This window comes from Streptomyces sp. CRN 30 (genome assembly GCF_034105845.1).
In genome coordinates this window covers 19844-41560 of record NZ_JAVRHI010000299.1, presented here as the reverse complement: position 1 = coordinate 41560, position 21717 = coordinate 19844, and the positions used below count along the sequence as shown (strand labels likewise).

20 protein-coding genes are annotated in these 21717 nt (G+C 71.7%); 16 read left to right on the top strand and 4 right to left on the bottom strand.

The window, feature by feature from the left end; all coding sequences use genetic code 11:
• The 11 genes from UW392_RS32370 to UW392_RS32320 all read left to right on the top strand — a co-directional run.
• A partial coding sequence (locus UW392_RS32370; RefSeq protein WP_320778741.1) for a WYL domain-containing protein occupies positions 1-791 on the top strand: 791 nt, incomplete at its 5' end.
• Between the two features lie 29 nt (positions 792-820).
• Positions 821-1111, top strand: coding sequence for a hypothetical protein (locus UW392_RS32365; protein WP_320778743.1), 291 nt, complete (start codon positions 821-823; stop codon positions 1109-1111).
• Between the two features lie 10 nt (positions 1112-1121).
• Positions 1122-1316 (top strand): hypothetical protein, encoded by a 195-nt coding sequence (locus UW392_RS32360; protein WP_320778740.1) that lies wholly within the window; start codon positions 1122-1124, stop codon positions 1314-1316.
• Positions 1317-1629: 313 nt separating this feature from the next.
• Positions 1630-1911 carry a Sec-independent protein translocase subunit TatA gene (tatA, locus tag UW392_RS32355; protein ID WP_320778739.1) on the top strand — a complete coding sequence of 94 codons (282 nt, stop codon included), beginning with the start codon at positions 1630-1632 and terminating at the stop codon, positions 1909-1911.
• Positions 1912-1959: 48 nt separating this feature from the next.
• Positions 1960-2907 carry a twin-arginine translocase subunit TatC gene (tatC, locus tag UW392_RS32350; RefSeq protein WP_320778738.1) on the top strand — a complete coding sequence of 316 codons (948 nt, stop codon included), beginning with the start codon at positions 1960-1962 and terminating at the stop codon, positions 2905-2907.
• A 119-nt stretch (positions 2908-3026) separates the two neighbouring features.
• The gene (locus UW392_RS32345; RefSeq protein WP_320778737.1) at positions 3027-5879 is read left to right on the top strand and encodes a DEAD/DEAH box helicase; all 2853 of its coding nucleotides are present in this window, start codon (positions 3027-3029) and stop codon (positions 5877-5879) included.
• A gap of 358 nt (positions 5880-6237) precedes the next feature.
• On the top strand, positions 6238-7860 hold the full coding sequence (locus tag UW392_RS32340; RefSeq protein ID WP_320778736.1) for an ATP-binding protein: 1623 nt from the start codon (positions 6238-6240) through the stop codon (positions 7858-7860).
• Positions 7861-7886: 26 nt separating this feature from the next.
• Positions 7887-8264 (top strand): roadblock/LC7 domain-containing protein, encoded by a 378-nt coding sequence (locus UW392_RS32335; RefSeq protein WP_414496727.1) that lies wholly within the window; start codon positions 7887-7889, stop codon positions 8262-8264.
• Positions 8261-8680 carry a DUF742 domain-containing protein gene (locus UW392_RS32330; RefSeq protein WP_320778734.1) on the top strand — a complete coding sequence of 140 codons (420 nt, stop codon included), beginning with the start codon at positions 8261-8263 and terminating at the stop codon, positions 8678-8680. The genes UW392_RS32335 and UW392_RS32330 overlap by 4 nt, the downstream gene beginning before the upstream one ends.
• Positions 8661-9281, top strand: coding sequence for a GTP-binding protein (locus tag UW392_RS32325; RefSeq protein WP_320778733.1), 621 nt, complete (start codon positions 8661-8663; stop codon positions 9279-9281). The genes UW392_RS32330 and UW392_RS32325 overlap by 20 nt, the downstream gene beginning before the upstream one ends.
• Before the next feature lie 73 nt (positions 9282-9354).
• Complete coding sequence (locus tag UW392_RS32320) at positions 9355-10950, top strand: cytochrome P450 (RefSeq protein ID WP_320778732.1); 1596 nt, start codon at positions 9355-9357, stop codon at positions 10948-10950.
• Here UW392_RS32320 and UW392_RS32315 read toward each other — a convergent pair.
• Positions 10944-11924, bottom strand: coding sequence for an RluA family pseudouridine synthase (locus UW392_RS32315; protein WP_320778731.1), 981 nt, complete (start codon positions 11922-11924; stop codon positions 10944-10946). The genes UW392_RS32320 and UW392_RS32315 overlap by 7 nt on opposite strands.
• Before the next feature lie 172 nt (positions 11925-12096).
• On the opposite strand from UW392_RS32315, the gene UW392_RS32310 reads away from it, so the two are divergent.
• A complete protein-coding gene (locus UW392_RS32310) occupies positions 12097-12678 on the top strand; it encodes a GNAT family N-acetyltransferase (protein ID WP_320778730.1) in 582 nt (193 codons plus the stop codon).
• Positions 12679-12767: 89 nt separating this feature from the next.
• Here UW392_RS32310 and UW392_RS32305 read toward each other — a convergent pair whose 3' ends face one another.
• On the bottom strand, positions 12768-13619 hold the full coding sequence (locus UW392_RS32305) for a siderophore-interacting protein (protein WP_320778729.1): 852 nt from the start codon (positions 13617-13619) through the stop codon (positions 12768-12770).
• Positions 13620-13771: 152 nt separating this feature from the next.
• On the bottom strand, positions 13772-14704 hold the full coding sequence (locus tag UW392_RS32300; protein ID WP_320778728.1) for a 5'-3' exonuclease: 933 nt from the start codon (positions 14702-14704) through the stop codon (positions 13772-13774).
• A gap of 259 nt (positions 14705-14963) precedes the next feature.
• Here UW392_RS32300 and UW392_RS32295 point away from each other — a divergent pair, with 259 nt between their 5' ends.
• The 4 genes from UW392_RS32295 to UW392_RS32280 all read left to right on the top strand — a co-directional run bounded on the left by UW392_RS32295 (position 14964) and on the right by UW392_RS32280 (position 20596).
• The gene (locus UW392_RS32295; protein ID WP_320778727.1) at positions 14964-16052 is read left to right on the top strand and encodes a betaine/proline/choline family ABC transporter ATP-binding protein; all 1089 of its coding nucleotides are present in this window, start codon (positions 14964-14966) and stop codon (positions 16050-16052) included.
• Entirely contained in the window at positions 16045-18663 is a 2619-nt protein-coding gene (locus UW392_RS32290) for an ABC transporter permease/substrate binding protein (RefSeq protein ID WP_320778726.1), read from the top strand. Before UW392_RS32295 ends, UW392_RS32290 begins: the two co-directional genes overlap by 8 nt.
• A gap of 521 nt (positions 18664-19184) precedes the next feature.
• Complete coding sequence (locus UW392_RS32285) at positions 19185-19748, top strand: XRE family transcriptional regulator (protein WP_320778725.1); 564 nt, start codon at positions 19185-19187, stop codon at positions 19746-19748.
• Entirely contained in the window at positions 19745-20596 is an 852-nt protein-coding gene (locus tag UW392_RS32280) for a helical backbone metal receptor (protein WP_320778724.1), read from the top strand. Before UW392_RS32285 ends, UW392_RS32280 begins: the two co-directional genes overlap by 4 nt.
• Here UW392_RS32280 and UW392_RS32275 read toward each other — a convergent pair.
• Positions 20523-21680, bottom strand: a complete 1158-nt coding sequence (locus UW392_RS32275) for a TDT family transporter (protein WP_320778723.1) — start codon at positions 21678-21680, stop codon at positions 20523-20525. The genes UW392_RS32280 and UW392_RS32275 overlap by 74 nt on opposite strands.
• Positions 21681-21717 lie beyond the last annotated feature (37 nt).

Sequence of the window (21717 nt, the reverse complement as noted above, 5' to 3'; positions counted from 1 at the left end):
AGGCCACCGCCCTGCTCGTCGCCGCCCGCGCGGTGGCGACCCTGCCCGGTCTGCGCGAGGGCGACCGGCAGGCGCTGCTGCGGGCGACCGCGAAGGTGGAGGCCGCGGCGGGCGAGGCGGCCGGCGCCAGCTCCCGGCTGTCGGTCACCTTCGAGTCCGAGGGCGGTGTCTTCGCCGACGTCGACCGCGCCATCTCCGAGCGCCGCCGGCTGTGGATCCGCTACTACTCACCGGCCCGCGACGAGCTCACCGAGCGCGAGATCGACCCGATCCGCCTGGTCAGCGTCGGGCACACCTACGTAGAGGCGTGGTGCCGGCGTTCCGAGGCGCGGCGCACCTTCCGGCTCGACCGGGTCGCCGAGATCAAGATTCTGGACGAGCCGTCCGCGCCGCCCGAGATCGAGCCGCGGGACCTGTCGCAGGCGCTGGTGCAGCCGGCCGCCGAGGACCCCGAGGTGGTCGTGGAGGTCGGTCCCGGCGGACGCTGGGTGGCCGAGTACTACCCGCACGACAGTGCCGAGGAGCTGGCGGACGGCGGTCTGCGGATCACGCTGCGCACCCCCGACCCGGCGTCGCTGAGGCGCCTGGCGCTGCGGCTGGGCCGGGACGGCCGGATCGTCGCGCCGCGCGAGCTGGCCGACAGCGCCCGGCAGGCGGCGCGCGACGCGCTGGCGGCCTACGACGGTGTCGGCGGGGCCGACGGGACGGTCGACGCGTACGCGGTGGCGGCCCGGCCGGCGCCGCACGCGGTGGGAGACGGCCAGGACGACGGTCAGGAGCGGGCACGGTGAACGACTCGGCGGGTCCCGGCGCGACGGACATGACGGTGCCGGGCGTGACGGTGCCGGGCGTGACGGTGGCGTCCGCGTTCGCCGGGATGAGGAACGTGGCGCCCGTGGTCTTCAGGGCCGCCTGCCCGGACTGCCGGGGCCGCTTCGACCTCACCGCGAACGCCCTGCGGCTGGCCATCGGCGCCACGAGCCGCACCACGTTCTACTCGTTCACCTGCCCCGACTGCGGAGCCTCCGTCCGCAAGCCGGCGGGGGAGCGGATCGTGGAGCTGCTGACCGGCGGCGGGGTCCGCACCCTGCGGCTGCACCCCACGGTCTAGGCTCGTGCCCATGTTCTGGCCGATGTTCGCGGTTGCCATGGGGTTCCTGGGTCTCGCCGTCCTCGGGGTGCTCGCCGTCCGGGTCTTCGTCGAGGCGCAGCGGCTCGCCCGGCAGGTGGCCGAGTCGACGCGCCGGATCAACAGCGCCTCGGAGGACCTGGAGCGCGCGGCGGCCGGAGTGGGCCGTTCCGCGGAGGCTCTGTGAGCGACGCGACAGGCGGCCGGTGACGGTACGGAGAGTGCCGTCAGGGGTCTGTGGAGCGCCTGTGGGTGACGTCTTGGACAGCTGTGACTTGCGTTCCGGGCCGCTTCGCCCTGTCGTCCGGCTCGCCGGGAAAGGTACGCTGCTGGTCGCGGACCGGAAAACGAGGCCCGGTCGCGGACGGGAGTACGCACAGGGATTGCCTCACGTTTACCCCTGAGCGTTACGATCGCTGCACAACACGACCGTTGAGACATATGTCCGACCGGTCGGACAGCACCCCCACCCAGCCGCCTCGGTGAGAAGGTAAAGACTTATGTTCGGAAGGCTCGGCGCCCCCGAGATCATTCTCATCCTCGTCGTCATCATCCTGCTGTTCGGCGCGAAGAAGCTTCCCGACATGGCGCGTTCGCTCGGCAAGTCCGCTCGCATCCTCAAGAGCGAGGCCAAGGCGATGAAGAGCGACGACAAGTCCGCCGCTCCCGCCGACCCGCCCACTCCGGAGCAGGCCGCGTCGCAGCGCACCATCCAGGCCGCCCCGGGCGATGTGACCAGCTCCCGCCCGGTCGCCGAGCCGACGGACACGACCAAGCGCTGACGCGGGGCCGGTGACCTCCGGCCCGCCCGCACGAGATGGGAACGTGGGTTGCTGAAGTCCGCCCGCAAAGAGGAGAGGGATCCCGAGGGGCGCATGCCCCTCGCGGAGCACCTTCGTGAGCTCCGCAACCGGCTCGCGAAGGCGCTGCTGGCGATCGTCGTCATCACCATCGGCGCCGCCTTCTTCTACAACGACATCATCAATCTCCTCACCAAGCCGATCCTCGACTCGGTCGGATGCGACCAGACGTTCGCGGAACTGGCCAGGTCGACGACGGACAAGCCCTGTGCGTCGATCACCATCAACGGCCTGCTCACGCCGTTCACGCTCGCTCTGAAGGTGTCGCTGATGGCCGGCGTCGTGCTGGCCTCCCCGGTCTGGCTGTACCAGCTGTGGGGTTTCGTCGCCCCGGGCCTGCACAAGCACGAGAAGAAGTACGCCTACGCGTTCGTCGGCACGGGTGCCCCGCTCTTCCTCGGCGGCGCGTACTTCGCGTACAACGTCCTCCCCACCACGGCGGAGGTCCTGCTCGACTTCACCCCGGGCGGCACGACCAACCTGCTGCCGCTGGACGACCTGCTCGACCTCGTCCTGCGCATGGTGCTCGTCTTCGGTCTCTCCTTCGAGCTGCCGCTGCTCCTGGTCTTCCTCAATCTCACCGGCGCCCTCACCGGCAAGCGGATGCTCGGCTGGTGGCGCGGGATGATCATGGGGATCACGCTCTTCGCGGCCATCGCCACGCCCAGCACGGACCCGCTGACCATGCTCGCGCTGGCCGGACCGATCTGGATCCTGTACTTCGCAGCGGTCCTCTTCTCGCTGCTGAACGACCGCCGCAGGCGCCGCCGGCAGGAGCTGGGCCCCGCCGACGACGAGGCGTCCGACCTCGACCTCACCCCCGAGGACATCGGCGAGATCGAGCCCGTGACGACCAGCCGCGCCCTGCCCGAGCAGTCCCGGACCGACCGGGTCAACGGGTACGACGACGTGACCTGAGGTCCCTGACCGACGGTTCCCGGCCCGCCCGCGCCCGATACGGCGCGGCGCGGGCCGCGGCCTGTCCGGGCCCCCGTGAGCTGCGGCGATCCCGGGCCGGTGGGCAGCCGATCCGGATAATGATCGTCCTGTTGTCGGTGCGGACGGGTACGCTCGAAAGCACGATGACAGAGGACCTCTCACCGGCCGAGCGGTACGCGGCGGCCCGCAGGCGCGCTGCGGAGCAGGCCACCGCGCTCGCCTCCTTCCGCGAGATGTACGACTTCGGCCTCGACCCCTTCCAGATAGAGGCCTGCCAGGCGCTCGAAGCGGGCAAGGGCGTACTGGTGGCCGCGCCCACCGGCTCGGGCAAGACGATCGTCGGCGAGTTCGCCGTCCACCTCGCCCTCCAGCAGGGCAAGAAGTGCTTCTACACGACACCCATCAAGGCACTGTCGAACCAGAAGTACGCCGATCTGTGCCGCCGCTACGGCACGGACAAGGTGGGCCTGCTCACCGGCGACAACAGTGTGAACTCCGGCGCCCCGGTGGTCGTGATGACCACCGAGGTCCTGCGGAACATGCTGTACGCCGGGTCACAGACCCTCACCGGCCTCGGCTACGTGGTCATGGACGAGGTGCACTACCTCTCCGACCGCTTCCGCGGCGCGGTCTGGGAGGAAGTGATCATCCACCTCCCCGAGTCGGTGACCCTCGTGTCGCTGTCGGCGACGGTGTCGAACGCCGAGGAGTTCGGCGACTGGCTCGACACCGTCCGCGGCCACACCGAGGTGATCGTCTCCGAGCACCGGCCCGTGCCGCTGTTCCAGCACGTCCTGGCCGGGCGGCGCATGTACGACCTGTTCGAGGAGGGCGAGGGCCGCAAGCGGGCCGTCAACCCCGACCTCACCCGCATGGCGCGGATGGAGGCCAGCCGGCCGTCCTACCAGGACCGCAGACGCGGCCGCCACATGCGCGAGGCCGACCGCGAGCGGGAGCGCAGACAGCGCTCCCGGATCTGGACGCCGGGCCGGCCCGAGGTCATCGAGCGGCTGGACAGCGAGGGACTGCTGCCCGCCATCACCTTCATCTTCAGCCGCGCGGGCTGCGAGTCCGCCGTCCAGCAGTGCCTCCACGCGGGCCTGCGGCTCAACGACGAGGAAGCGCGGGAGCGGGTGCGCGCCCTGGTGGAGGAGCGCACCGCCTCCATCCCCGCCGAGGACCTGCACGTCCTCGGCTACTACGAGTGGCTGGAGGGCCTGGAGCGCGGCATCGCCGCCCATCACGCGGGCATGCTCCCGACCTTCAAGGAGGTCGTCGAGGAGCTGTTCGTACGGGGTCTGGTGAAGGCCGTCTTCGCCACCGAGACGCTGGCGCTCGGCATCAACATGCCCGCGAGGTCGGTGGTGCTGGAGAAGCTCGTCAAGTGGAACGGCGAGCAGCACGCGGACATCACCCCGGGCGAGTTCACCCAGCTCACCGGGCGGGCGGGCCGCCGCGGCATCGATGTCGAGGGCCACGCCGTGGTGCTGTGGCAGCGCGGCATGAACCCCGAGCACCTCGGCGGACTGGCGGGCACGCGCACGTACCCGCTGCGCTCCAGCTTCAAGCCCTCGTACAACATGGCGGTCAACCTCGTCGAGCAGTTCGGCCGGCACCGCTCCCGGGAACTGCTGGAGACCTCCTTCGCGCAGTTCCAGGCCGACAAGTCGGTCGTCGGGATCTCCCGGCAGGTGCAGCGCAACGAGGAGGGGCTGGAGGGCTACAAGGCCTCCATGACCTGCCACCTCGGCGACTTCGAGGAGTACGCGCGGCTGCGCCGCGAACTGAAGGACCGCGAGACGGAGCTGGCCCGGCAGGGCGTGGCCCAGCGGCGTGCCGAGGCCGCCGTAGCGCTGGAGAAGCTCAAGCCCGGTGACGTCATCCACGTGCCCACCGGCAAGTATGCGGGGCTGGCGCTGGTGCTGGACCCCGGTCTCGCCGCCGGGCGGTCCAACGGGCACCGGGGCTTCGAGCACCAGGACGGCCCGCGCCCGCTGGTGCTGACCGCGGAGCGGCAGGTCAAGCGGCTGGCGTCGATGGACTTTCCGGTGCCCGTGGAGCCGCTGGAGCGGATGCGCATCCCCAAGTCCTTCAATCCGCGCTCGCCGCAGTCCCGCCGGGACCTCGCCTCCGCGCTGCGCACCAAGGCCGGGCACATCCCGGCGGACCGGCACCGCAAGAAGCGGTCGCAGGCCGCCGACGACCGGGAGATCGCGCGGCTGCGCAAGGCGATCCGCGCCCATCCCTGCCACGGCTGCGACGAGCGCGAGGACCACGCCCGCTGGGCCGAGCGCTACCACCGGCTGCTGCGCGACACCTCGCAGCTGGAGCACCGGATCGAGGGCCGGACGAACACCATCGCCCGCACCTTCGACCGGATCGTGGCGCTGCTGACGGAGCTGGACTACCTGCGCGGTGACGAGGTCACCGAGCACGGCAAGCGGCTCGCCCGGCTCTACGGCGAGCTGGACCTGCTGGCCAGCGAGTGCCTGCGGGAGGGCGTCTGGGAGGGACTCGGACCGGCCGAGCTGGCCGCGTGCGTGTCGGCGCTGGTGTTCGAGTCCCGGATGGCCGACGACGCGATGGCGCCCAAGGTGCCCTCGGGGAAGGCGAAGGCCGCGCTCGGCGAGACGGTCCGCATCTGGGGCCGGCTCGACGCCCTGGAGGAGGACTTCCGGATCAGCCAGACCGAGGGGGTCGGCCAGCGCGAGCCGGACCTCGGCTTCGCCTGGGCGGCGTACATGTGGGCCTCCGGCAAGGGCCTCGACGAGGTGCTGCGCGAGGCGGAGATGCCGGCCGGTGACTTCGTGCGCTGGTCGAAGCAGGTGATCGACGTCCTCGGGCAGATCGCCGCCGCGGCACCGGCCGAGGGGTCGACGGTTCCGAAGAACGCGCGCAAGGCGGTCGAGGGACTGCTGCGCGGCGTGGTCGCCTACTCGTCGGTGGGGTAGCCGGCGCGACGCTCCGAAGGCGCCCGGGTGCGGCAACCCGGGCGCCTTCGTCATGTCCGGGGCAGCTCTTTCACTCGTTACGGTGAGTGACAATCGTACGCCCGTGCGTCGATACTTTACGTATTCGAATGGCTGCGAAGCGTGCAAATGGAACCGACATTACTCCGGCGGACCGCGCGTTTCAGAGGCTTGCCGAATATGACACGGCGTTGATCCGCTCGGACTAAGCTCGCCCGCAGCGCGCCGAGTTGAGGTGAATTCGCGCGCTTGTTCCCAATATCCAGAACATCCCGACAACTCCATGACATACCCCCTGCACGCTTCCCCATCCCTGCCGATTCGTTATCAGAGGGCCTACATGGTGAGTGTTGAATCCCCTCCAGGTCACCGCGAACTTCCCTTCGCGCGGGTGCTGTTGCTGCCCGCCGTGCTGATGGCCGCGGCGACCGGGTCCGCCGTCGCCCTGGTGCCGCAGCCGGCCCGGCTCGCCGTCGGCCTGTGCGGTGGCCTCGCCACCCTTCTGGTGATCGTTTCGGGTGCCGAGGCGGTCCGCCGCGGCCGCGCCCTGCGCACCGCCCGCGCCGAGCACGGCCGTCACTCCACGTATCTGGAACGGCGGATCGCCGGTCAGGACCAGGAGACCGCCCGCCTCGTCGACGAGATCCTCCCGGCCGCCCTGCACTACCTGCGCAGCGGCAACACCCCGCGCGAGGTGATGATCCACCTCGGCGACCTGGACCCGTCCTACGCCGCCCTGCCCGAGCCGCAGCGCAAGCTGATCCGCACGGTGATCGAGATCATCGACAGCGAGGAGGCGCTCCGCGACTCCGCCGCGCGCTCCTTCGTCGACGTCGCCCGCCGCGTCCAGGCCATCGTCCACCAGCAGAACAAGGAGCTGCGGGAGATGGAGGAGGACCACGGCCGCAACCCCGAGGTCTTCGACGACCTGCTGCGCCTGGACCACGGCACCGCCCTGATCGGCCGGCTCGCCGACTCCGTCTCCGTCCTCGGCGGCGGCCGCCCCGGCCGCCAGTGGCCCCAGCCGGTGGCGCTGTACAGCGTGCTGCGCGGTGCCATGTCCCGCATCCTGGAGTACCGCCGCATCCACCTGGCCTCCATCGCCAAGGTCAACATCAAGGGCACCGCCGTCGAGCCCGTCATCCACGCCGCCGCAGAACTGCTCGACAACGCCACCCGCTACTCCCCGCCGAACACCAAGGTCAACGTCACCGCGACCGAGGTGCAGACCGGCGTCGCCATCGAGATCGAGGACGCCGGCGTCAACCTCAGCGAGGAGTCCCGGCTGCGCATCGAAGGCATGCTGGAGGCCGCCAAGCGCGGCACGGACCTGCAGGACCTCGCCGGCAACCCGCGCCTCGGCCTCTCCGTCGTGGGCCGCCTGTGCAAGACCTACGACATGCAGGTCTCGCTCCGCGCCTCCGCCTACGGCGGCGTGCGCGCCATCCTGGTCGTGCCGAGCGCCATGATGACCACCGAGCCCGGTGTCGGCCTCGCCCACGGCATCGGGGCGACCTCGATCCCGCGGCCGGGCCCGGACGCGCTGGAAGGACCCAAGCGCAAGCCCAAGAAGCGCCGCCCCACCAGTCCGCGGATCCCTGACTCGGTCTCCCTGGAGGACGACGTCCCCGAGGTCACCGAGTGGACGGCGGGCGGCCTGCCGCAGCGCCGCAGCCGGGTCAAGATGCCGCTCAGCCAGCGCCTCGCCGAGCAGGCCGCCTTCGAGCGGGCCGAGGCCGAGCGCGAGGCCCGCGAGGCCGCCGAGCGGGCCAGGGCCGCCGCCTGGTCCACGCCCGCACCCGCGCCGGAGCCGGAGAAGCCGCAGGACGAGGAGGACCCGCCGGGACTGTGGGTCGAAGCCTTCTGGGAGGGACTCAAGGGCGACCCGGACCCCGACGCCTTCACCAAGCCGCCCCATGAGCCGGCCCACGCCCCGGCCGACGACGAGGGAGACCTCAAGTGATCGAACAGCAAGGCAAGTTCGACTGGATGCTCCGGGATCTCTACGACGGCGTCCCCGGCATCGAGATGATCGTGGTGCTCTCCGCCGACGGACTCCGCATCGCCCGCTACTCCGGCGACCCGGACGCCGCCGACCGCGTCGCCGCGGCCTGCGCCGGACTGCAGAGCCTCGCCGGAGCCGTGGCGCACGAGATCCCCGACAGCGACGGCCGGATGAAGCTGGTCATCATCGAGATCAACGGCGGCTACTTCTACCTCATGGCCGCCGGCCCCAACGCCTACCTGGCGGTCCTCTCCGACGTCACGTGCGAGCCCGGCCGGATGAGCAACCGCATGCGGGACCTCGTCGCCCGGATCGGCCCCCACCTGACCAGTCCCGCCCGGCGCAACGGGCAGACCGTATGACTCCTCCCCGACGCCAGAGGCGAAGCCCCGAGCACGAGCCGTCCGGCCCGCCGCCGCCCGCCGAGAACCCACCCGTCCAGGGCGGCGTCACGGGCAACCCCGAGCGATTGTTCGTCATCGGCGGTGACGGGGGCGGGGAGCGCGCGGACATCGACCTCGTGACCCTGATCGTGGCTCGCACCGAGCCGCCGGCCTCGGCGACACCGGAACAGGCCGCCCTGCTCCGGCTGTGCGTCGCGCCCCTCTCCGTGGCGGAACTCTCGGCCTACCTGGGACTGCCCTTCAGCGTGGTGACGGTACTGCTCACCGACATGCTGGCGGCGGAACTGGTACAGGCCCGTGCCCCGATCGTCCGGCAGAAGGTCGCCGACCGGTCCCTCCTCGAAGCGGTGATGCATGGACTTCAAAAACTCTGACACCATTCCCGGCCCACGCACGGAGGACCGGCTGCCGCACACCGCCGAGGCGGCCGTGAAGATCGTCATCGTGGGCGGCTTCGGCGTCGGCAAGACCACCATGGTCGGCTCGGTCAGCGAGATCAGGCCGCTGACCACCGAAGAGACCATGACCCAGGCCGGCATCGGGGTCGACGACAACTTCGGCTCGGCCTCCAAGACGGCGACCACCGTCGCCATGGACTTCGGCCGCATCAGCATCACCGACCAACTGGTGCTGTACCTCTTCGGCACCCCCGGCCAGGAGCGCTTCTGGTTCCTGTGGAACGGCCTGTTCGAGGGCGCGCTCGGCGCGGTCGTACTGGTCGACACCCGCCGGCTGGAGGTCAGCTTCGACGTCATGGGGCGGCTGGAGGAGCGCGGGGTGCCGTTCGTGGTCGCCGTGAACTCCTTCCCGGACGCGCCCCACTACCCCCTCGCCGAACTGCGCACCGCCCTCGACCTGTCCGAGGAGATCCCGATCATGGAGTGCGACGTACGCCGCAGAGCCTCCAGCCGGGACGTCCTGATGACGCTGATGCGCTTCCTGCACTCCCTCGCCATGACGGGCGCGCTCACCTGACCGCCGCCCGCCGCCGGCTCTCCCCGGCATCCGACTTCGCCACCTGACTCACCTCAGCTCCGGAGCGATCACTGTGACCTCTGAAACCCACCCCCTGACCGCGACGGACGGCCCGCTCCCGGGCCCGCCCCCCGGCTGCCCCGCGCACGGCCTCGGGCCCGGCGGACTGCGCCGACTGCACGAGGCGGAGGACCTGGACGAGCTGTACGAGGAGCTACGGGAGCAGTACGGCCCCGTGGCGCCCGCGCTGATCCACGACGACGTGCCGGTGTGGGTGGTCCTCGGACACTCCGAGAACCTGCACATGGTGAGCACGCCCTCGCAGTACTGCCGGGACAGCCGCAGCTGGACGCCGTTGAAGGAGGGCATGGTCAAGCCCGACCACCCCCTCATGCCGCACATCGCCTGGCAGCCCATCGCCTCCCACGTCGAGGGCGACGAGCACCAGCGGCTGCGCGGCGCGGTCTCCGGGGCCATGTCCACCATCGACTTCCGGGGCCTGCGCCGCCACATCAAGCGGCACACCCAGCGGCTGGTCAACCGGTTCTGCGAGGAAGGGCGGGCCGACCTGGTCAGCCAGTTCGCCGAGCATCTGCCGATGGCCGTGATGTGCGAACTGCTCGGCATGGCCGACGCCTACGACGACCGGCTGGTGGAGGCCGCCCGGGACGCCCTGAAGGGCACCGAGACCGCGATCGCCAGCCACACCCACGTCATGGACGCCCTGAGCCGGCTGACCGCGCGCCGCCGGGCCGAACCGGGGGAGGACTTCACCACCCACCTCATCAACCACCCCGCGCGGCTCACCGACGACGAGGTCAGGGAGCACCTGCGGCTGATCCTCTTCGCGGGGTACGAGGCGACCGTCAACCTCATCGCCAACGTGCTGCGGGTCGTCCTCACCGACCCGGGCTTCCGCGCCCAGCTCAGCGGCGGGCAGATGACGGTTCCGGAAGCGGTCGAGCAGTCCCTGTGGGACGAGCCCCCATTCAGCACGATCTTCGCCTACTTCGCCAAGCAGGAGACGGAGCTGGGCGGCCAGCGCATCCGCCAGGGCGACGGGCTGCTGCTCGGCATCGCGCCGGGCAACGTGGACCCGCGCATCCGCCCGGACCTGTCGGCGGGCATGCAGGGCAACCGCTCCCACCTCGCCTTCAGCGGCGGCCCGCACGAATGCCCGGGTCAGGACATCGGCCGTGCCATCGCCGACTCCGGGGTGGACGCGCTGCTGATGCGACTGCCGGACGTGCATCTCGACTGCGACGAGGACGAGCTGCGCTGGCGGTCGTCGATCTCCGCCCGGCACCTGGTGGAGCTGCCGGTGCGGTTCCAGCCCAGGCCGCCGCAGGATGTGACCCAGGCGCCGAGCCACGCTCCGGTGCCGCCGCGGCGCGAGGCATGGCACATCGGCGCGCCGTTGCCGCAACAGCTGGCCGAGCCGGGAGCGGGCGCGGGCTGGGGTACGGGGCCGGGTCCGGGATCGGCCTCGTCCGGCGGACAGCCGCTGCCGACCGCCTCCGCGGGACCGGCGGCGCAGCCGGGCCCTCAGTCGCAGCCACAGCCGCAGCCGGCGCCCCGGCCGGAGTCGGCACCGGAGGCGGTCGCCGAGGCACCGGTGCGTCCGCGCGGGCCCTGGCAGCGGCTCGTGCGCTGGTGGCGGGGTTACTGACCGGCGGCCCAGGCGGCGTACGAGGTCCAGGCGGTCAGCGTGCGCGTGCTGCGGAAGCGGTGGTGCCGGCCGGTGAGCGGGTCGGTGAACGCCAGTTCGCGGGCGAGCAGTTGCAGCGGGCGGCGGAAGTCGTCGGCCGGGACCGGGGCGGTGACCTCCGGATACAGCGGATCGCCCAGGATCGGGATGCCGAGGGCGGTCATGTGGACGCGGAGCTGGTGGGTCTGGCCGGTCTCCGGCAGCAGCCGGTAGCGGGCGAGACGGCGAGCGGGGCCGGGGCCCGGCAGTGGTGTCGGTGCCCGCTCGACCAGTTCGACGTGGCTCACCGCGTTGGCTTCGCCGTCGACCTCCCGGGCGGTCAGTACGCCGCGTTCCTTCACGATGCGGCTGCGGACGGTGCGGGGGAGGGCGAGTGCGGGGAGGCAGGGGGCGACGGCCTCGTAGGTCTTGTGCACCTGGCGGTCGCGGAAGAGCGACTGGTAGGCGCCGCGTTCCTCGGGGCGCACGGTGAAGAGCACGAGCCCGGCGGTGAGCCGGTCGAGGCGGTGGGCGGCGGTGAGGGAGGGGATGCCGAGTTCGCGGCGGAGACGGGCCAGGGCGGTTTCGGTGACGTGTCCGCCGCGGGGCGTGGTGGCCAGGAAGTGCGGCTTGTCGGCGACGACGATGTGTTCGTCGCGGTAGGCGATCCGCAGCGGGAAGGGGACCGGGACCTCGGTGGGCGGCGTGCGGTGGAACCAGACGAACATGCCCGGCCGGAAGGGGGCGTCGGCCGGTACGGGGCGCCCGTCGGCGTCGACCACTCCGCCCTTGCCGAGCAGCGCGTCGACGGCGCCGGGACCGGCGCCGGACAGGCGCTCGACGAGGTGGTCGCGGACCGTGGCCCACGGTCCCTCGACCGGCAGCCGCAACCGCACCGGGTCGACCCCGTCGCGCTGGGGGAGCGGGGAGGGAGGGGGCGGGGTGCGGCGTCTCATGGTGCGGCAAGGGTACGAGGTGCCGCCGACGGGGCCGCGGTCCGCGGCCACCGGCGGGCTGTGGCCGTGGGCCGCGCGGGCTGTGGCCCTGAGCCGCGCGGGTTGTGGCCGGGGGCCGCCGCCCAGGAAAAGCCGCTGCTCCCGTCCCCGCCCCCCTGCCAGGATGTGGATCATGCCTTACCTCACGAAGCCCGTCCTGGCCGCCGGCGCCCTCGCCCGTACCGCTCAGCCCGTTCTTCCGACCGGGGACGGGCTGGTGCTGCGGCCCTGGCGGGAAGGGGACGCGCCGGACGTCTTCGAGGCGTTCCAGGATCCGGTGATGCATCAGTGGCACATAAGGACCGCCGACTCCGTGGCCGAGGTGCGCGGCTGGATAGCCGACTGGCAGCGGTCCTGGGAGGGGGAGCGCAACGCCCAGTGGGCGGTGGCCGACGAGGTCACCGACCGGCCGCTCGGCCGGGTGGCCCTGCGCGACATCCTGCTCGGCGACGGTGTGGCCGAGGTGGCGTACTGGACCGCGGCGGCGGCCCGTGGACGGGGGGTCGCCCCGCGGGCCGCGCGGACGCTCGCGCGCTGGGCGCTCGACGGCATCGGTTTCCACCGGCTGGAGCTGAGCCATGCCGTGGCGAACACCGCGTCCTGCCGGGTCGCGGAGCGGGCGGGGTTCGCCGCGGAGGGGACCCGGCGTTCGGCGCTGCTGCACCCCGACGGCTGGCACGACATGCACCAGCACGCACGCGTACGCGGCGACTGAACCAGCCACCGGGCCTTGTAGGGCCCGAGAGGCCCGAGAGGCCCGAGAGCCCCGAGAGGTCCCAAGGGAGGGAGAGACGAAGCCTCCGCCTACGCGGCCGGGGAAGCCGAGCCGCTCTCCTGCTCCGCCTCGACCTGGGCGTTCCACTCGCGCTTGGAGGACTGCCAGCCGTCCTCGTTGTGGCCGAGGCGCCAGTAGCCGGAGATGGACAGGTCCTCGCGGGGGTACTGGCGCTCGACGCGGAGGAATTTGCGCAGTTCCTTCACGCAGCCCGCCTCGCCGTGGACGAACGCGTGCAGCCGGCCCTCGGGGAAGTCGAGACCTCGTACGGCCTCGACGAGTGCCTCGCCGGCCGGGCGGTCGCCGCGGTGCAGCCAGACGACCTCGACGTCCGAGTCGATCTTCTGCTCCTCCTCGGGGCCCGCGACCTCGACGAAGGCGAAGGCCCGCGCACCGGCGGGCAGCGCCTCGAGGGAGCGGGCGATGGCGGGCAGCGCGCTCTCGTCACCGGCGAGCAGGTGCCAGTCGGCGTCCGGGTCGGGGGTGTAGGCGCCGCCGGGTCCCATGAACAGGATGGTCTCGCCGGGGGTGACGTCCCGCGCCCAGGGGCCCGCCAGGCCCTCGTCGCCGTGGACGACGAAGTCCAGGGTGAGTTCGCGCAGCGCGGCGTCCCAGTGGCGCACCGTGTAGGTGCGGGTCACCGGCCACTGCTCGCGGGGGAACTCGGCCCGGATCCGCTCCATGTCGAACGGCTCCGGGTAGGTCGCGCCGCCGGAGGGGAAGAGGAGTTTCACGTAGTGGTCGGTGCAGGTGTCCGCGGCGAACGCGGCGAGCCCCTCGCCCCCGAGGACCACCCGCTGCATGTGCGGAGTGAGCCGCTCGGTGCGGACGACCTGCGCGGAGTGCGGTTTGCGCGGTTTGCGTCCCGGTCGGTCTGCCATGACGGCCTCCCAGTGCCTGAAGTTAGGTTTGCCTAAGTTAGCATCCCTCCCCCACTTAACACCTCATGGATGAAAGGTCCATGAATCCCCCCGGACCCATCCGGAACCGCAGACTACGGCTTCCCCCGGGAGGAACGGTGAAGCACCGCGCCTCAGGAGCCGAGGGTCGCAAGGAGGCGCCCGAGGGAGCCGCCCAGACCCCAGCGGGCCGTCAGGGCGTCGAGGGCGTGCCGGTCGCGGGGGGTGTGCGGCAGCGCGGTGTCGACGTCCGGCAGCGGGACGTCGTCGGCGACCCGTACGACCTTCGGGGCCACGGCGAGGTACGGCCGGGCCTCGTCCAGCCGTTTGCGCTGGGACGGCGTGAGCTTGGCGCCCGGGTCGTCGACCGCGGCGAGGATGCCGGCCAGGTCGCCGAAGGCGTCGAGCAGTTTCGCCGCCGTCTTCTCCCCGATGCCGGGCACTCCGGGCAGGCCGTCGCTCGGGTCGCCGCGCAGCAGGGCCAGATCGGCGTAGCCGGCGCCGTCGACGCCGTACTTCTCGCGCAGGACCGCCTCGTCGGTGAGCTGGAGGGTGCCGACACCCTTGACCGGGTACAGCACGCGCACGCCGCGGGCGTCGTCGACGAGCTGGTAGAGGTCGCGGTCGCCGGTGACGATGTCGACGGGACCGGCCGCGCGTGCGGTGAAGGTGCCGATGACGTCGTCCGCCTCGTACCCGGCGACGCCGACGCGGGCGATCCCGAGCGCGTCGAGCACCTCCTCGATCACCGGCACCTGCGGGGAGAGGGTGTCGGGGACCTCCTCCTCGTCCGGCCCTGCCGGGACCTCGGCGGCGACGCGGTGCGCCTTGTACGACGGGATGAGCTCCACCCGCCACGCGGGCCGCCAGTCGGCGTCCATGCAGGCCACCAGCGCGTCCGGCCGGTGGTCCTTGACCAGGCGGTCGATGAAGTCGAGCAGTCCGCGCACGGCGTTCACCGGCGTGCCGTCGGGGGCCTTCACCGATTCCGGGACGCCGAAATAAGCCCGGAAGTAGAGGGAGGCGGTGTCGAGAAGCATGAGTCGTCCGGTCACGCACCGCATCATGCCGCAGGGTGGCGCCCGAATGCGTTCCGCCTTGGCATGCGGGCGGAAAAGGGCTGACGGATGATGCGGAGGGGGTGCCTCAGACGGAGTGTGTGGATACGTTCCGTAATTGACACGTGTCCTGTAAGTGAAGCAGATCACACTTGTGTTTGGCCGATAAGGAACAGGGCAGGTGCGCAGCCGGGCCAAAGCTGGTTGATGAATTCAACTGTTAGTCGGCTTTCGGTCCTTGCCCCTGTCCCCTACGCAAGAGGTAAGCGTGTCAGCCAGGCTTGAGGCCGAGCACCTTTACAAGGTCTTCGGCAGGAAACCCGACCAGGCAGTCGAACGACTGCGCCAGGGAACCGAGAGGGAGGAACTGCGCGCCGACGGCACCACGGCCGCCGTCATCGACGCGTCCTTCACCGTCGAACCGGGCGAGATCTTCGTCGTCATGGGCCTGTCCGGGTCCGGCAAGTCCACGCTGCTGCGCATGCTCAACGGCCTGCTGGAGCCGACCGCGGGCCACGTCCGCTTCGGCGGCGACGACCTGACGGCGCTCGGTGACCGCGGGCTGCGCGAGGTGCGGTCGAAGAAGATCAGCATGGTCTTCCAGCACTTCGCCCTCTTCCCGCACCGCAGCGTCCGCGACAACGCCGCCTACGGCCTGGAAGTGCAGGGCGTGCCCCGCGCCGAGCGCGAACGCCGCGCCGACGAGGCGCTCGCCCTGTGCGGCCTGGCCGGCTGGGAGAAGTCCTGGCCCGACGAGCTGTCCGGCGGTATGCAGCAGCGCGTCGGCCTGGCCCGCGCCCTCGCCACCGACGCCGACGTGCTGCTCATGGACGAGTCGTTCAGCGCGCTCGACCCGCTGATCCGGCGCGACATGCAGGACCAGCTCCTCGAACTGCAGAAGTCGCTGAAGAAGACCATCATCTTCATCACCCACGACCTCAACGAGGCCATGCGCCTCGGCGACCGCATCGCCGTGATGCGCGACGGCCGCATCGTGCAGATAGGCACCGCGCAGGACATCCTCATCCGCCCGGCCAACGACTACGTCGCCTCCTTCACCCAGGACGTCGACCGCTCGCGGGTGCTCACCGCCGGTGCCGTCATGGAGACCGGGACGCGCGGCGACGAGGCCGACTGCGACTGCGAGACCGCGACGCCCGACACGTCGTTCACCGAGCTGTGCGCGATCAGCGCGCGCGTGCCGCACGCCGTGGCCGTGCTCAACGGCGAGGGCGAGCTGGTCGGTGTCGTGCCGCGGCAGCGGCTCATCGGCTTCCTCGGTGACGAGCCCGCCGCGCCCGGCACCTGTGCCCACCGCGGTGACAAGGGCGGGAACAAGGTGATGGCCAATGCCTAGAGTTCCGCTCGGTGACTGGGTGAACGACGTGGTCGAGTGGCTGCGAACGAACATCGCCTGGCTCTTCGACTTCTTCAAGACGGTCTTCACCGGCGCCTACGACGGCATCAACGCCGTTCTCCAGGCGCCCGAGCCGCTGCTGCTCGCCGGTATCTTCGCCGTGCTCGCCTTCTGGCTGCGCGGCAGCGTCGCCGGTGTCCTCACCTTCGTGGGATTCGCGTTCATCGACTCCATGGAGCTGTGGGAGGACGCGATGGTGACCCTGTCGCTCCTCCTGGTGGCGACGATCATCGCGCTGGTCATCTCCGTGCCGGTCGGCATCTGGGCCGCCCGCTCGGACCGGGTCAGCTCCTTCGTCCGGCCGGTCCTCGACTTCATGCAGACGCTCCCGGCGATGGTGTACCTCATCCCGGCGCTGCTGTTCTTCGGCACCGGCGCCCCCGCGGGCATCGTCGCCACCCTCGTCTTCGCGCTCGCCCCGGGCGTGCGCATGACCGAGCTGGGCATCCGGCAGGTCGACAAGGAACTGGTCGAGGCCGCCGAGGCGTTCGGCACCACGCCCCGCAACACCCTGCTGCGCGTCCAGCTCCCGCTGGCACTGCCCACGGTGATGGCGGGCGTCAACCAGGTCATCATGCTCGGCCTCTCCATGGCCGCCATCGCCGGCATGGTCGGCACCGGCGGTCTCGGCGGTGCCGTCAACCAGGCCATCGGCCAGCTCAACGTCGGTCTCGGCGCCGAGGCCGGTGTCGCCATCGTCATCCTGGCGATCTACCTCGACCGCATGACCAGCGCCCTGGGCACCCAGGTCTCCCCGCTCGGCCGGCGCGCCGCCGCCCGTGCCCGCGCGGCCGGCGGACTGAAGATCTGGTCCTACCGGCCCCGCCCGCAGATCGCCGTCGTCGGCGTCGTGGTCCTGGCCCTGGTGGCCGGCGGCATGGGCATGTTCGGCGGCTCCGGCGACTCCGCGGAGGTGGCCGACGGCAAGAACGTCGGCCAGGGCGAGAAGGTCACCCTCGGCTATGTCCCGTGGGACGAGGGCGTCGCCTCCACCTTCCTCTGGAAGGAGATCCTGGAGGAGCGCGGCTACGAGGTCGAGGCCAAGCAGTTCGACGCCGGGCCGCTGTACACCGCGCTGGCCCAGGGCGACGTCGACCTGATGACCAACTCCTGGCTGCCGACCACCCACGAGCAGTACTGGAAGAAGTACGGCTCGAAACTGGACGACCTCGGCTCCTGGTACGACGAGACGACGCTGGAGCTGACCGTCCCGTCGTACATGAAGGACATCGACTCCCTCGAAGACCTCAAGGGGAAGGCCGACGAGTTCGGCGGGAAGATCACCGGCATCGAGTCCAGCGCCGGTGAGATGGGCCTGCTGAAGAGCAAGGTCCTCAAGGCGTACGGCCTGGACAAGGAGTACGACGTCGTCGACAGCTCCACCCCGGCCATGCTGTCGGAGCTGAAGCGGGCCTACAGCGAGAAGAAGCCGATCGTCGTCACGCTCTGGTCGCCGCACTGGGCGTACAACGACTACGACCTGAAGAAGCTGAAGGACCCGAAGGGCGCCTGGGGCAGCGGCGACGGCGTGCACACGCTCTCCCGCAAGGGCCTCGCGGACGACGACCCGACCGTCGCCCAGTGGATGAAGGACTTCAAGCTCACCGAGGACCAGCTCACCAGCCTCGAAGCCGAGATCAACAAGGTCGGCAAGGGCAAGCAGCAGGACGCCGTCCGCACCTGGCTGAAGGAGAACGCGGGCCTCGTTGACAAGCTGGCCCCGGTCAAGTCCGGCTCCGGCTCCGACAACCCGGCGGAGGCCGAGCGCGCGCTGGACATCGCCTGGTTCCCCTGGGACGAGGACGTCGCCGTCACCTACCTCTGGAAGAACCTCCTGGAGGAGCGCGGCTACAAGATCAACCTCAAGCAGATGGACGTGGGCCCGGTCTACACCGGCCTCGCCTCGGGTGATCTGGACCTCAACTTCGACGCCTGGCTGCCGCACGCCCAGTCGAACTACTGGAACAAGAGCAAGGACAACCTGACCGACCTCGGCAGCTGGTACGAACCGACCTCACTGGAGGTCGCGGTGCCCAGCTACGTCAAGGACGTCAAGTCCATGCAGGACCTCAAGGGCAAGTCCGACCTCTTCGACGGGAAGATCATCGGCATCGAGCCGGGCACCGGCGAGATGAACCTGCTCAAGACGAAGGTCCTGCCGGGCTACGGCCTGGACAAGGAGTACGAGGTCGTCGACGGCTCCACCCCGGCGATGCTGGCGGAGCTCAAGCGCGCCCTCGCCAAGAAGGAGCCCGTCGCCGTCGTCCTGTGGTCGCCGCACTGGGCGTACAGCGACTACGAGCTGACCAAGCTCGCGGACGACAAGAAGTTCTGGGGCGAGAACAACAAGATCCACACGATCTCCAGCAAGGACTTCCCCGAGCAGTACCCGCAGCTCACCGAGTGGATCAAGAACTTCCACCTGAGCGAGGACGAGCTAGGCAGCCTGGAGAGCGAGATCAAGGACCGCGGCCAGGGTCACGAGGAGGACGCGGTGGCGTCCTGGATCGAGAAGAACCCGGAGGTCGCCGACCGGATGACCGCGGCCTGACCGCCGCAGCCACCACCGCCCGAGGGGCGGGCCGCCCCGCGCCGTCGCGCGCGGGAGGGGCCCGCCCCTCGGGCGTCTTCGCTCCCGCTACGGTGACACGGTAAGGATTTGGACAACCACGGAGCGCGATGCCACCGCCCGAGCCGTGTCCCGGCCGGACACGGAGCGGGGAAAGTGCGGGACAGCGCGGGGAGGGCACGGGCGAAACGGAGCGGAAACCGGCCGCGCGGACCGTGTACAGGCCCGCGGGGACCGTGCGCGGGCACGCGGCGACCGGTGTACCGGCCCGCGGCGACCGGTGTACCGGTCCGCGCCCGGCCGGATCGCTGGCGAGAACCGGTGGGTCCGCGCCACCGGGGCGTGACAGCGATGTGACGGCCGCGTGAAACGGTTTGCCGAACATGCGTAGGGTGCAGAGAACTCTTCAGAGAGAATTGCCGCGGGAAGCGTCCGGCCGGGGTTTCGTGCCCGGAGCACCGCACCGGGCTCCATGACGACAGGCGAAGGAGGGAGCCGGAGCGATGGGCGACCACAAAGAACAGCCCCTCCGGGTGGGCGCGGCCGTCCGGCGGCGACGCCGTGCGCTGGACCTCACCCTCGCCGTCGTGGCCGAGCGCAGCGGCCTGTCGGTGCCCTTCCTCAGCCAGATCGAGAACGACCGGGCCCGGCCCAGTACCGGCTCCCTGGAGAAGGTCGCCGACGCCCTGCGCACCACCGCCGTGGAGCTGCTCGCCGCCGCCGACCCCGCGTGCAGTGTGGACGTCGTCCGGGCCGAGGACGGCGGGTCCGCGCCCCGGGTGCGCTCGCTGGTGCGCGGGCACCACCAGATGCACGCCTCGGAGTTCACCGGCGACCACGACGCCGGCCGCGAACTGCAGTACCGCAACGACCAGTTGATGTACGTCGCCGAGGGCGCCGTGGAGATCGAGGCGGAGGGCCGCGCCTACCGGCTGGGCCGCGGCGACACGCTGTACCTCACCGGCGGGGTGCGGCACCGCTGGCGGGCGACGGTCCCGGACACCCGGCTGATCGTCGTCGCGGTCGCGGAACACATCGAGGCGGTACGGGACCGATCGCGCCCGTGAGCGCGGAGCGGCGGGGCGGCGCCCCGGTGCCGCCGCGCGTCGTCTCCCTCGTGCCGTCGCTGACCGAGGCCGTGGCCCGTACGGTGCCCGGCGCCCTGGTCGGCGCCACCGACTGGTGCGCTCGTCCGGCCGGGCTGGACGTCGTCCGGATCGGCGGCACCAAGAATCCCGACATCCGCCGTGTCCTGTCCCTCGCCCCGGACCTCGTCGTCGCCAACGAGGAGGAGAACCGCCCCGCCGACCTGGACGCCCTGCGCGCGGCGGGGACCGAGGTGCTGGTCACCGAGGTCCGTACGGTGGCCGCGGCCTTCACCGAACTGGACCGGACACTGAGGGCCTGCGGAGCGAGCGCCCGGCCGCGCTGGCTGGACGAGGCGGAGCGGGCCTGGTCGGCACTGCCGCCACCGAAGCGACCGGGGAGCCCGGAAAGCGCGGGGAGCCCGGGGAGCGCGGGGAGCCCGGAGGACACGGAGCAGCAGTCGGGGGACGGGGCGGTGGCCCAGCGGTACCAGGTGACGGCCGTGGTGCCGGTCTGGCGGCGGCCGTGGATGGTCCTCGGCCGGGACACCTTCGCGGGTGACGTGCTGGCCCGCCTCGGCGTCGCGAACCTCTACGCCGGTCACGCGGAGCGCTATCCGAGAGTCCGGCCGGAGGAACTGCGCGCCGCCCGCCCCGACCTCGTCGTCCTGCCCGACGAGCCCTACCGCTTCACCGCCGACGACGGCCCGGAGGTCTTCCCCGGTCTGCCCTGCGCCCTCGTCAGCGGCCGGCACCTCACCTGGTACGGGCCGTCACTGGCCGAGGCGCCGCGGGTGCTGGGCGCGGCGCTGCGAGCAGCTCGCCGCTGACCGTACCGCGCACCGTCCCGGCGGCGGCCACGGCCCAGGCGGCGGCCAGAAGGCCGTAGAGGACGACGGCCAGGAGGGCGTACACGGTGAGGCCGGTGTGGCGGGCGAGGGTCGTGGCGCCGGTGACGCAGGTGCCGACCGGGAACGTGAACGACCACCACGTCATCGAGAACCGCATCCCGAGCCGCCGGGCCCGCCCCACGAGCGCCGACGCCAGCACCAGCCAGAGCAGCGCGAAGCCCAGCACCGGGACGCCGTAGACCACGGCGAGGACACCGGCCCCGTCGGCGACCGGGGCCGGGACGACGCCCGGCGCGACGTCCGCGATCCGGCCGGCGGCCGTGGCCGACTGGCCGAGCGGACCCAGCACCAGGAACAGCGACGGGGTCAGCGCGAGGGGGAGCGGACCGCCGGTGAGCAGCCGCGCGAAGACCAGCGGCAGCATCAGCAGGGTCGCGAGCAGACTCACCCCGAACAGCGCCAGGCAGCCGTACAGGAGGGTCGCGCGCGGTTGTCCGGGCGGCAGCAGCTCCACGACCGACGGACCCGTCGCCGCGGCCACCATCGGTGCGACCAGCGGCAGCAGCCACACCGGCCCGGCCTGCGCGGGCGCCGGACGGTGGTGTACGGCCATCAGGTACGGGACGGCGACGGCCGCCGCCAGCGCCACGGCCGTACCGGCGGCGAACAGCACGGCGCCCAGGACGGCCGCCGCCGCCCCGCCGGTCCAGTCCGCGCCGACGGTCACCGCGCCGCCGCCCACGGACAGCAGCGCCATGGCGAGACAGCCGTAGAACGGGGCCACCGCCGGGTCGAGCAGATGGGCGCGGGCCCGGTCGCGGTGGTGGAGCCAGTGCAGGGCCCGCGCGGCGAGCAGGACCACCAGCAGCACGAGGGAGACGGCCCAGACGGTGGCGCAGGCCGTCCGCAGACCCGGTGGGTGCCACGGCAGCCCGGCCCCGGCGGTGGCCACGACGGAGGTGCCCATCACCGAGGCGTACCAGTTCGGTCCGAGGTGCCGGACGGACGGGAAGCGGGGAGCGGCCGGGACGGGGCGGGGAAGGGGGCGGACTGCGGTGACCATGTCCCCACGGTCGCGCCGGGCGGCCCCGGCGACCAGG

Bases quoted from the DNA above. Each gene is read 5' to 3' on its own strand.
- UW392_RS32365 (WP_320778743.1), top strand. From the start codon at position 821: ATGACGGTGCCGGGCGTGACGGTGCCGGGCGTGACGGTGGCGTCCGCG.
- UW392_RS32360 (WP_320778740.1), top strand. From the start codon at position 1,122: ATGTTCTGGCCGATGTTCGCGGTTGCCATGGGGTTCCTGGGTCTCGCC.
- tatA (WP_320778739.1), top strand. From the start codon at position 1,630: ATGTTCGGAAGGCTCGGCGCCCCCGAGATCATTCTCATCCTCGTCGTC.
- UW392_RS32345 (WP_320778737.1), top strand. From the start codon at position 3,027: ATGATCGTCCTGTTGTCGGTGCGGACGGGTACGCTCGAAAGCACGATG.
- UW392_RS32340 (WP_320778736.1), top strand. From the start codon at position 6,238: ATGGTGAGTGTTGAATCCCCTCCAGGTCACCGCGAACTTCCCTTCGCG.
- UW392_RS32335 (WP_414496727.1), top strand. From the start codon at position 7,887: ATGCTCCGGGATCTCTACGACGGCGTCCCCGGCATCGAGATGATCGTG.
- UW392_RS32330 (WP_320778734.1), top strand. From the start codon at position 8,261: ATGACTCCTCCCCGACGCCAGAGGCGAAGCCCCGAGCACGAGCCGTCC.
- UW392_RS32325 (WP_320778733.1), top strand. From the start codon at position 8,661: ATGGACTTCAAAAACTCTGACACCATTCCCGGCCCACGCACGGAGGAC.
- UW392_RS32315 (WP_320778731.1), bottom strand. From the start codon at position 11,924: ATGAGACGCCGCACCCCGCCCCCTCCCTCCCCGCTCCCCCAGCGCGAC.
- UW392_RS32310 (WP_320778730.1), top strand. From the start codon at position 12,097: ATGCCTTACCTCACGAAGCCCGTCCTGGCCGCCGGCGCCCTCGCCCGT.
- UW392_RS32305 (WP_320778729.1), bottom strand. From the start codon at position 13,619: ATGGCAGACCGACCGGGACGCAAACCGCGCAAACCGCACTCCGCGCAG.
- UW392_RS32300 (WP_320778728.1), bottom strand. From the start codon at position 14,704: ATGATGCGGTGCGTGACCGGACGACTCATGCTTCTCGACACCGCCTCC.
- UW392_RS32290 (WP_320778726.1), top strand. From the start codon at position 16,045: ATGCCTAGAGTTCCGCTCGGTGACTGGGTGAACGACGTGGTCGAGTGG.
- UW392_RS32285 (WP_320778725.1), top strand. From the start codon at position 19,185: ATGGGCGACCACAAAGAACAGCCCCTCCGGGTGGGCGCGGCCGTCCGG.
- UW392_RS32275 (WP_320778723.1), bottom strand. From the start codon at position 21,680: ATGGTCACCGCAGTCCGCCCCCTTCCCCGCCCCGTCCCGGCCGCTCCC.